This window comes from Bacillus sp. UNC41MFS5, from assembly GCF_000686805.1.
The window spans coordinates 43,439-52,161 of the sequence record NZ_JMLP01000026.1; the positions used below are offsets into that span (position 1 = coordinate 43,439).

The window sequence follows — 8,723 nt, forward strand, 5'->3', positions numbered from 1 at the left end:
TCGTTAACTTCCAGTTTTTTTAAATTTTCACCTTTTACACCCATAATCGCTTTACGTCCTTCGAAGTATTTGTAGTTCAATAGTAACGAACTATGCAGGAATTTGTCGAATAACACCATAACGAACGAATGTTCCTTTTGAAAAATAATAATATTATTATAGTAGAATTTAAGTAATATTTAGGTAAAATGTTGCTAAATCAACACTTCTCTAAATTATATAGTTTTACTATTATTTCTCAAAATTTAATAATTGACGGATATGGGAATTTCTTGTATTATAAGGTTATGAAAAATTTGTCGAATAATGACGAAGAAATAGATAGAGAAAAATATGTTCATAATATGAGAGGAGCTAGTAAAAATGAAATCTACAGGTATCGTTCGTAAAGTTGATGAGTTAGGCCGTGTGGTAATTCCAATTGAATTAAGACGTACTCTTGGTATCGCTGAAAAAGATGCTCTTGAAATCTATGTGGATGATGAGCGTATCATTTTAAAGAAATACAAGCCTAATATGACTTGCCAGGTAACAGGAGAAGTTTCTGATGATAATTTATCTCTTGCTGGCGGTAAATTGATTCTAAGCCGTGAAGGTGCAGAACAATTAATTCAAGAAATCCAAAACAACTTTGAACTAGTAAAATAAGAAAAAGCTCCAGCACATTTGCTGGAGCTTTTATATTATTCATATGATCATTTAATTATTCGACATGATAGGCCTGATACACATCTCTTTTATTCATTTCACGGTCTTTTGCCGTTAGCTTAATCGCTTCTTTCGAAGGAATATTCTTTTCAGAAATATAATGATTTACATGTTCTTCAAGCGATAAGCTTTGCCACCAGCTCGGTGCTTCCTCCTGCTGCTGATCTGTTCCTTCCACAATCAAGCAAAACTCCCCGCGGATTTCATCCTGATGAGTCCAAGCGATTACTTCCTCGATTGTTCCACGAATAAATTCCTCATACTTTTTCGTTAATTCCCTGCATATGGCCACATTCCGGTTCCCCAGCACATCTACCATAATTGATAAGGTTTCTTTTAAACGATGCGGAGATTCATAGAAGATTAATGTTGCCGACTGCCACTTTAAAGCTTCTAATTCCAAACGCTTCTCCTTCTTATTTCGATTTAAAAATCCAAAAAAGTAAAAAGGCTGACACGGCAACCCTGAAGCAATTAATGAGGTCAATGCAGCGTTTGCACCTGGCAAGGGAACAACTGTTACCTTTTCCCGCGTAGCGGCTAACACCAACTCATAACCAGGGTCAGAAATTGCTGGCATACCCGCATCACTTACAAGGGCAATTTTTAACCCTTCCTTTACTTTTTGAATCAATTTATCACCGCTTGTTTCTTTATTGTGTTCATGATAACTGACCACAGGTGTTCCAATTTCAAAGTAATTGCACAGCTTCTTTGTATTTCTTGTATCTTCAGCCGCAATTAGGTCTGCCTCTTTTAATAATCGAATCGCTCGGAAACTCATATCTTCTAAATTTCCTATGGGGGTAGGGATTAGATATAAAATTCCCTTTGTTGCTTCATTCTCAAAGCTCTTTTGCTGCCACATGGCTATCACCTGTTTCTCTTATTAGAAATTCATCTTTTTTCTTTCTAGTTAATCGTTTGAAATTGTATTCTGCCCTTAGTGCATCCCCTTTATTTTCAAAACATCGATAGTATGTAAGTTCAACCGGGCCTCGGCCTCGTGTATACTTCGCCCCTTTTCCTTCATTATGCATCTTGATCCGCTTTTCCAGATTATTCGTGTATCCACCATACAAACTACCATCCTTACAGGTAAGCACATAAAAGAAATGTTCATTTTTCTCCATATAGAATCTCTTTTATTTCTGAAGTATATTCATTAGCTTCATTATAGACAAATAACGGTGGGAGAATTTTCAAATCTGGACTGCCATCCTTAATCGCCTCAATCAACAAAGTATTTGCCTCTTTTCCCTTCTTCGGATAAACAAATTGGATCCGTTTTGGTTCAAGCCGGTATTCTCTCATCAATGTAATGATATCCAATAGTCGTCCGGGACGGTGGACAAAGGCCACCTTTCCGCCTTGTTTCACTAATTGGCTCGAGGCCATAACCGCGTCCTCTAATGTACAAAGAATTTCATGACGAGCAATGGCTAGATGTTCATTCGGGTTCATTTCTTCCTTAGATGGTGTAGTAAAATAAGGTGGATTGCATGTAACAACATCAAATTTCCCATGCCCCAGTTGCTTATGAATCTCCTTGATGTCACCATGAATCATCTGCAGCCGAGTCTCTAGGTGATTATATTCAATACTTCTTACGGCCATATCATACAATCGTTCCTGTATTTCAACACCGGTAATTCGCCCTTTCGTACGTGCACTTAGAAATAAAGGAATCACTCCATTTCCGCTGCATAGGTCAATTAAGTTCCCTTTTTGAATCGGAACATAGACAAATCTTGCTAGTAAGACTGCATCAAGGGAAAAGGCAAAAACGGATGGACTTTGAATAATCCGTAAGTTTTCTGCCAACAAATAATCTAACCGCTCATCTTCCTTTAAGTTAACCAAGGTTTCCATCCTCCAACAAAATATATGAAAATAGAGGCTGATTATTTTCAGCCTCTTAAAGTTATTTCTTATTTAGAAAGGAAAGGCAGAATAAACAATCGCCTTCTTTGCGTAAACTTCCAAAATGAAGGTTACAAATATGAAAACCTTCTTGATATAGACGGGCAAGGTTATCATATCCTTCTCCTACATCAAATGGCTTTACACCAGACGTCTCGGGCACAGAGGACCCTTTTTTATTCTCTGTTTCTTTCTTTTCCTCTTCGGTCGTTACATCTAAACGGCGTCTCAAATGTTCATTTTCAAGCTTTAAATAATGATTCTCTTCTAGTATCTCGGCTAAATGCTGCTTTAATTCTCCTAGCTTTTGGTAAAGATGGCCAATTTGTGTTTCCATATTACTTACTGATTCAAATATTTCTTTTTTATCCACGTCTTCCACCTCATTAATCTGTGGATTGTATAGAAAAGGCACCTTCTTTATTGATTTCCTCCAAGGTATACTCCAGAACGCGTTCCTGTTCCTTCAGTTCCACCTGTAGTACCCGTTCTAATATATTTAATCCTACTACTTTTCCTTTACCTTGCGGTGTTTCAATGATTTCCCCTAAATCCGGCAACAATGCTTTAGCAGATTCATATTCATCATTTTCATATTTTAAACAGCACATTAATCTGCCGCATAATCCGGATATTTTTGTAGGATTTAATGATAGGTTTTGGTCCTTTGCCATTTTGATCGAAACGGGATCGAAATCCCCTAAGAAGGTGGAACAGCATAACATTCTGCCACATGGACCAATACCGCCAAGCATTTTCGCTTCATCACGAACACCAATCTGGCGTAATTCAATTCTCGTCCGGAAAATAGCTGCTAAATCCTTTACAAGCTCACGGAAATCAACTCTTCCATCAGCAGTAAAATAGAAGATCACTTTGTTTCGATCAAATGTATATTCAACATCGACTAGTTTCATATCCAGTTGATGCTCATTCACTTTTTCATTACAAACATCATAAGCTTCTTTTGCGGCTTGCTTATTCTCTTCAACAATCATCTTATCCTTCGGGTCGGCAATTCTAACCACTTTTTTGAGTGGAAGGACAACATCATGCTCCTCAACCTGTTTACGAGCAATTACTGCTTTGCCATATTCCACTCCACGAACTGTCTCGACAATGACAAAGTCGTCTTTTTCAATGGAGAGTTCCCCTGGATCAAAATAATAGATTTTCCCCGCTTTTTTAAAGCGTACTCCTACAACATCATACAAATGAAGATCCCTCCTGCAATTTTAACACAAGCTGTTCCATCATCAGCTGAGGATTCATATTCCTCTCCAGCTTCCTCTTTGCATCAAGGATAGCTGACATTTGATCCGATATGCGCCGTCCAGATGTATGCAGGGCAAATTGTCTCAGCCGTTCGCTTTCCTCTCGAAAAACAATCTGCTCCTGCCTATCTAATTGTATATATAGTAAATCCTTAAAAATAAGAAGTAAAAGGTCTAAACCACGATGTATCTGTTCTTTCTCTTTAAAGTGTGAAAACCAGTCGGCCTGAAGCGTTACCATTGCTTCTAACGGATTTTTTTTCAACACCTCATATAATTTTACCACTATTTTTTGGGCTTGTGCAAACCATTCATCGACATTTAAATTTTGGGCTTCTTCTAAACTGTTGGTTAATTGTGCTAGCAATGGAGCCTTTTGCGGTTCTACGCCGTTTTCCACCAATTGTTTTATCATCACTTGTGGTGATAAGGGATGAAATGTTAGTATTTGGCACCTAGAAAGGATGGTTGGTAATATCTTTTGCGGCTGTTCTGTTAAGAGAAAGGCAACCGTCCCGGGATTAGGTTCCTCTAAGAATTTCAGTAAACTATTGGAAGCACTGACACTCATCTTATCGGCATGAACAAGTAAATAAACCTTTTTCAAAGATTCTAGTCCCTTTTTAGAAAACTCCACCTGCAAGTTTCTAATTTGGTCGACCTTAATTGATAACCCCTCCGGTTCGACAATATGTACGTCAGGATGGTTCCCATGGTTGATGCGCCGGCAATTGCTGCATTCCTCGCATGGCCGGTACTGATCGATGGTTGCTTCGCAAAATAGCGATTTTGTCAGTAACAAGGCTATTTCTCGCTTCCCTGTCCCTCTGATGCCCTCAAGAAGGTATGCATGGGCCACTCGATTTTTCACTAAACTGTTTTTTAACATTTTTAAGACAGTTGGCTGAAGCTCTTCTAGTTGCTCCCATGATTTTCCCAAGTTCATCACTCACTAACTTTATTATAATAACGGATCTATTGTTTATTTTAAAAATGCATGTATTGTTCGATTGGTAGGACGAATACGGTGGCTCCGCCTACTTCAACTTCTACTGGATAAGGAACATAGGAGTCAGCGTTCCCGCCCATGGGCGATACAGGGGCAACTAACTGCTCTCTAGCCCTGCAGTTATCCTTAATAATCTGGAGGGCCCGGTCCACGCGGATATCCTCTGTACCAATCATAAAGGTCGTGTTGCCTGACTTAAGAAATCCACCTGTACTAGCTAATTTGGTTGCTCTAAAATTATTATCTACTAGTGCCTTTGACAATCGATTACTATCTTGGTCCTGTACGACAGCTATGATCATTTTCATCCGAACCACCCTCTCCTTTTTTTATTACTAGTTTCATTTCCTATATTATAACAGGTAACAGAGCTCCTTACATTCGTAATGACAGATTCTTTAGGATAAAAAAAGCCCTACAGAGAAGGCTTCCTTTTTGCTAGTGTTTCTTCGATGACCTTTATCGTTTGCTGAAAAACCTCTTCCACAGTACCTGAGGCATCAATGCACCGTATTCTCTCTGGAAAACGGTCAATTAATAGGTGGTATCCTTCACTTACCTTTTTGTGGAATTCAAGGTTTTCTAAATCTAAACGATTGATTTCCCGGCCTTTATTTTTATTGATTCGCTGCAGACCCAACTCTGGTTCGATGTCAAAGTAGATTGTTAACTCTGGCATCAAATTTTCAATGGCAAATTGATTGATAGCAAACACCTCATCAATCCCTAATCCACGTGCATAGCCTTGGTATGCTAAAGAACTGTCAACAAACCGGTCGCACAACACGATTCTCCCTTCATCTAGTGCTGGTTTTACCTTTTCTATTAAATGCTGTCTTCTAGCAGCAGCATAGAGTAATGCTTCCGTCCGAGGGTCCATGGCCGTATTCTCTTTAGATAATATGACAGCTCGAATCTGTTCTGCGATATCAATACCGCCTGGTTCTCGGGTTAGAAGGACATCTCCAAGCTGATTAGCCACCATATCAATAATGGTTGACTTACCTGCACCATCCGGTCCCTCAAATGTAATAAAAATCCCATTATTCATCTATATAAAACCTCCAAAACTGTTTCTTGCTCTCTTAGGCTGTGCAAAAAATCTTTATGCAACCATCTTTTAATGAAGCTCCTCCTTGAAACCTTGCCCCGGTTTGTATTAGGCGGCTAAGCAGACTGAGCTTATCTTTTGTGATTCTTTCTCCCTTTAACAGCAGAGGGATACCTGGTGGATAAGGAATAATCATTTCAGCACATACCTCTCCTAGAGCTTTAGGTATTGGTAGTTCTTTTATCTCTAAATTCTCCATTTCTTTGAAGGTAATCGCTAAAGTGGAGATTTTCTGCCTAGCTGTTTCAAATATCTCATGAGGAGTGTGTACTGACAATCCAGTAAGTGCCTTTTTTATTTTCAAGAGTGTTTCTTCAAAAGGGAAACTTTGTCCAGCTTTAAGTAAAGGCAAAATAAAGAGTATATTATTCGGGTCAGCTAATTCTGTGAAAATTGCTGATTCTTCCAGTCTCCTTTGGAGTTCAAATCCATTTAAATTGCACCGGGACTGAATGGTTATTTTTAGAGGATCACCGCAATTGTTAGGATAATCAAGCACCCTAATCACAGGAATCTTTGCTAACTCGTTCCTAAAACGGCTGATTTCAGTTAAAAGAAAGGTTACATCTTCTTGCGTATATGCACCTAGATAATTCCTCGCCAAATCCAAGGATGCCATAATTGGATAGGACGGACTGCTTGATTGGAACATAGCTAGGTATTCCTTTAGCTTATTCTGATTGACGATATCACTATTAATATGTAAGTAGGAGCCCATTGTCATTGCCGGGAGAATCTTATGTGCGGATTGAACCACAATGTCTGCACCCAATTGAAGAGCGGAAGGCGGGAATGGATCGCCGAGGCTCAAATGCGGCCCGTGAGCCTCGTCCACTAGTACCGGGATATTGTGTCGATGCGCTTCATTTATTATTTCTTGTAATTCATATCCCAATCCATAGTAGTTAGGATAGGTCAGAATGAGTGCCTTGGCATCAGGATATATATTGATGGATTCTTTGACTGTTTCTAAACTGATTCCAGAGGGAATTTTCCACTCTTGGTTAAATTCAGGCTCTAGAAAAATAGGATCCGCCTTCGCTAAACTTAGACCATTTAAAATAGACTTATGACAATTCCTTTGAACGAGGACTTTTGCCCCTTCCTCACATGCTGCCATAATCATTGCTAGATTTCCGACAGTTGAACCATTAACAAGAAAATAACTTTTTCTCGTCTGGTAGAGGTCAGCTAATAGTGCTTCAGCCTCTAGTATCGCTTCTTCGGGTGAGTGCAAGTCATCTAAACCCGATAATTCAGTCGCATCTATTTTTAAGATATTCTGGAAATAGCGGTGAGCTTCAGGTTGGAGCACTTCACCATATTTATGTCCAGGAACATGAAAGGAAACCGGCCTTTTGTTTATATGTTGGATTAGAGCATCATATAATGGTGTTTTTGATTGATTATACATTTGTTTACTTCCTTCTAAGAGTCTAATTCATTCTAACAAAAAAACAGTTCCCTTTCTCATTTGATTACAAAAAAAATAAGCCCATAATGGACTTTTATGAAAAAATTTCTGGCGTGGTTATTTTTTTCAGCTGTTTGAGAAAATATTTATATTTTGGATCCTTTGTATCTGTTTGTATTAAATCATTTTCACATTCTGTACAAATAAAAGAAGTATATAGATGTATGCCTTTTGGTTTTAAATTCTCACATATAACACACATTTCCTGATGATATTTCTGTGCTAAAAATGAACTCAATCCCTCCACCTCCATACATCCATTCTGCCCCGAAGTTTTTAATTGCATACAATTTTTTGAATAATCTTTTCGCGCCATCTTAATTAATATAGTATGTAACAGTTCACGATTGGGTGTATGTCTATTCGTAATTTCTTTGAAAACACTTCGTACTTTTTTACTATTGTTAAAGTTCTTATTAAGAACACACAAAAAAACAACCTTTTGGCTTATACACCGTGACACTTTTTATTTACTCGCCACTCCTTTTTCCAAGCCTGGGATTTATATTCCTATTTAATTATCCGCTTATGTTCTTTGGAATCCCTCCGATAGACATTTTGCCTGTTCATTTAGAGTGTTTTGTCCTTCGGAGTGCCTCCGATAGACATTTTGCGTGCTCACTTGGAGTGTTTTGTCCTTCGGAGTGCCTCCGATAGACATTTTGCGTGCTCACTTGGAGTGTTTTGTCCTTCGGAACCCTTCCGATAGACAATTTTTCCTGCTCACTTGGTGAATTTTGTCCTTCGGTATAGTTAGTTTCCTTTCTCTCCATAACAAAAAAGGACAACCTGTAAAGGTTGTCCTTGATATGCCTGGCAACGTCCTACTCTCACAGGGACGCGTGTCCCAACTACCATCGGCGCTGAGAAGCTTAACTTCCGTGTTCGGTATGGGAACGGGTGTGACCTTCTCGCCATTGCTGCCAGACTATTTGGTTTGAGGTTTCATTCCCTCAAAACTAGATAATGCAGAAGAAGTTTGTAAACTCGAGATTGCCTTAAAATTGGTTAAGTCCTCGAACGATTAGTATCAGTCAGCTCCACATGTTACCACGCTTCCACCTCTGACCTATCAACCTGATCATCTTTCAGGGTTCTTACTAGCTTGCGCTATGGGAAATCTCATCTTGAGGGGGGCTTCATGCTTAGATGCTTTCAGCACTTATCCCGTCCGCACATAGCTACCCAGCGATGCTCTTGGCAGAACAACTGGTACACCAGCGG

At 39.0% G+C, this 8,723-nt stretch carries 11 protein-coding genes and 2 rRNA genes; 1 reads left to right on the top strand and 12 read right to left on the bottom strand.

The features are described from left to right. Nucleotides 1–363 precede the first annotated feature (363 nt). Nucleotides 364–648 carry an AbrB/MazE/SpoVT family DNA-binding domain-containing protein gene (locus BR30_RS0113500; RefSeq protein ID WP_026565480.1) on the top strand — a complete coding sequence of 95 codons (285 nt, stop codon included), beginning with the start codon at nucleotides 364–366 and terminating at the stop codon, nucleotides 646–648. 55 nt (nucleotides 649–703) lie between these two features. Here the strand turns inward: BR30_RS0113500 and rsmI are convergent, their stop codons facing one another. The 12 genes from rsmI to BR30_RS0113565 form a co-directional block, all read right to left on the bottom strand. After that, nucleotides 704–1,576, bottom strand: a complete 873-nt coding sequence (rsmI, locus tag BR30_RS0113505; protein ID WP_026565481.1) for a 16S rRNA (cytidine(1402)-2'-O)-methyltransferase — start codon at nucleotides 1,574–1,576, stop codon at nucleotides 704–706. Beyond that, nucleotides 1,554–1,841: a GIY-YIG nuclease family protein gene (locus tag BR30_RS0113510; RefSeq protein ID WP_026565482.1), complete on the bottom strand. Its 288-nt coding sequence runs from the start codon at nucleotides 1,839–1,841 to the stop codon at nucleotides 1,554–1,556. The genes rsmI and BR30_RS0113510 overlap by 23 nt, the downstream gene beginning before the upstream one ends. Beyond that, nucleotides 1,828–2,580: a tRNA1(Val) (adenine(37)-N6)-methyltransferase gene (locus tag BR30_RS0113515; protein WP_035445549.1), complete on the bottom strand. Its 753-nt coding sequence runs from the start codon at nucleotides 2,578–2,580 to the stop codon at nucleotides 1,828–1,830. The genes BR30_RS0113510 and BR30_RS0113515 overlap by 14 nt, the downstream gene beginning before the upstream one ends. A gap of 52 nt (nucleotides 2,581–2,632) precedes the next feature. Continuing rightward, entirely contained in the window at nucleotides 2,633–3,004 is a 372-nt protein-coding gene (yabA, locus tag BR30_RS0113520) for a DNA replication initiation control protein YabA (protein ID WP_026565484.1), read from the bottom strand. 13 nt (nucleotides 3,005–3,017) lie between these two features. Continuing rightward, the gene (locus BR30_RS0113525) at nucleotides 3,018–3,845 is read right to left on the bottom strand and encodes a PSP1 domain-containing protein (RefSeq protein WP_026565485.1); all 828 of its coding nucleotides are present in this window, start codon (nucleotides 3,843–3,845) and stop codon (nucleotides 3,018–3,020) included. Continuing rightward, nucleotides 3,838–4,845 (bottom strand): DNA polymerase III subunit delta', encoded by a 1,008-nt coding sequence (holB, locus tag BR30_RS0113530; RefSeq protein ID WP_026565486.1) that lies wholly within the window; start codon nucleotides 4,843–4,845, stop codon nucleotides 3,838–3,840. The genes BR30_RS0113525 and holB overlap by 8 nt, the downstream gene beginning before the upstream one ends. Nucleotides 4,846–4,892: 47 nt before the next feature. Beyond that, the gene (locus BR30_RS0113535; protein WP_026565487.1) at nucleotides 4,893–5,222 is read right to left on the bottom strand and encodes a cyclic-di-AMP receptor; all 330 of its coding nucleotides are present in this window, start codon (nucleotides 5,220–5,222) and stop codon (nucleotides 4,893–4,895) included. A gap of 107 nt (nucleotides 5,223–5,329) precedes the next feature. After that, a complete protein-coding gene (gene tmk / locus BR30_RS0113540) occupies nucleotides 5,330–5,965 on the bottom strand; it encodes a dTMP kinase (protein ID WP_026565488.1) in 636 nt (211 codons plus the stop codon). Nucleotides 5,966–5,999: 34 nt separating this feature from the next. After that, nucleotides 6,000–7,439: an aminotransferase class I/II-fold pyridoxal phosphate-dependent enzyme gene (locus tag BR30_RS0113545; protein WP_026565489.1), complete on the bottom strand. Its 1,440-nt coding sequence runs from the start codon at nucleotides 7,437–7,439 to the stop codon at nucleotides 6,000–6,002. Between the two features lie 94 nt (nucleotides 7,440–7,533). Continuing rightward, the gene (locus BR30_RS0113550; protein ID WP_098576744.1) at nucleotides 7,534–7,752 is read right to left on the bottom strand and encodes a sigma factor G inhibitor Gin; all 219 of its coding nucleotides are present in this window, start codon (nucleotides 7,750–7,752) and stop codon (nucleotides 7,534–7,536) included. Nucleotides 7,753–8,310: 558 nt separating this feature from the next. Next, a 5S ribosomal RNA gene (gene rrf, locus BR30_RS0113560) occupies nucleotides 8,311–8,427 on the bottom strand. 76 nt (nucleotides 8,428–8,503) lie between these two features. Further along, nucleotides 8,504–8,723: ribosomal RNA gene (locus BR30_RS0113565) — 23S ribosomal RNA — on the bottom strand; the annotation flags it as partial.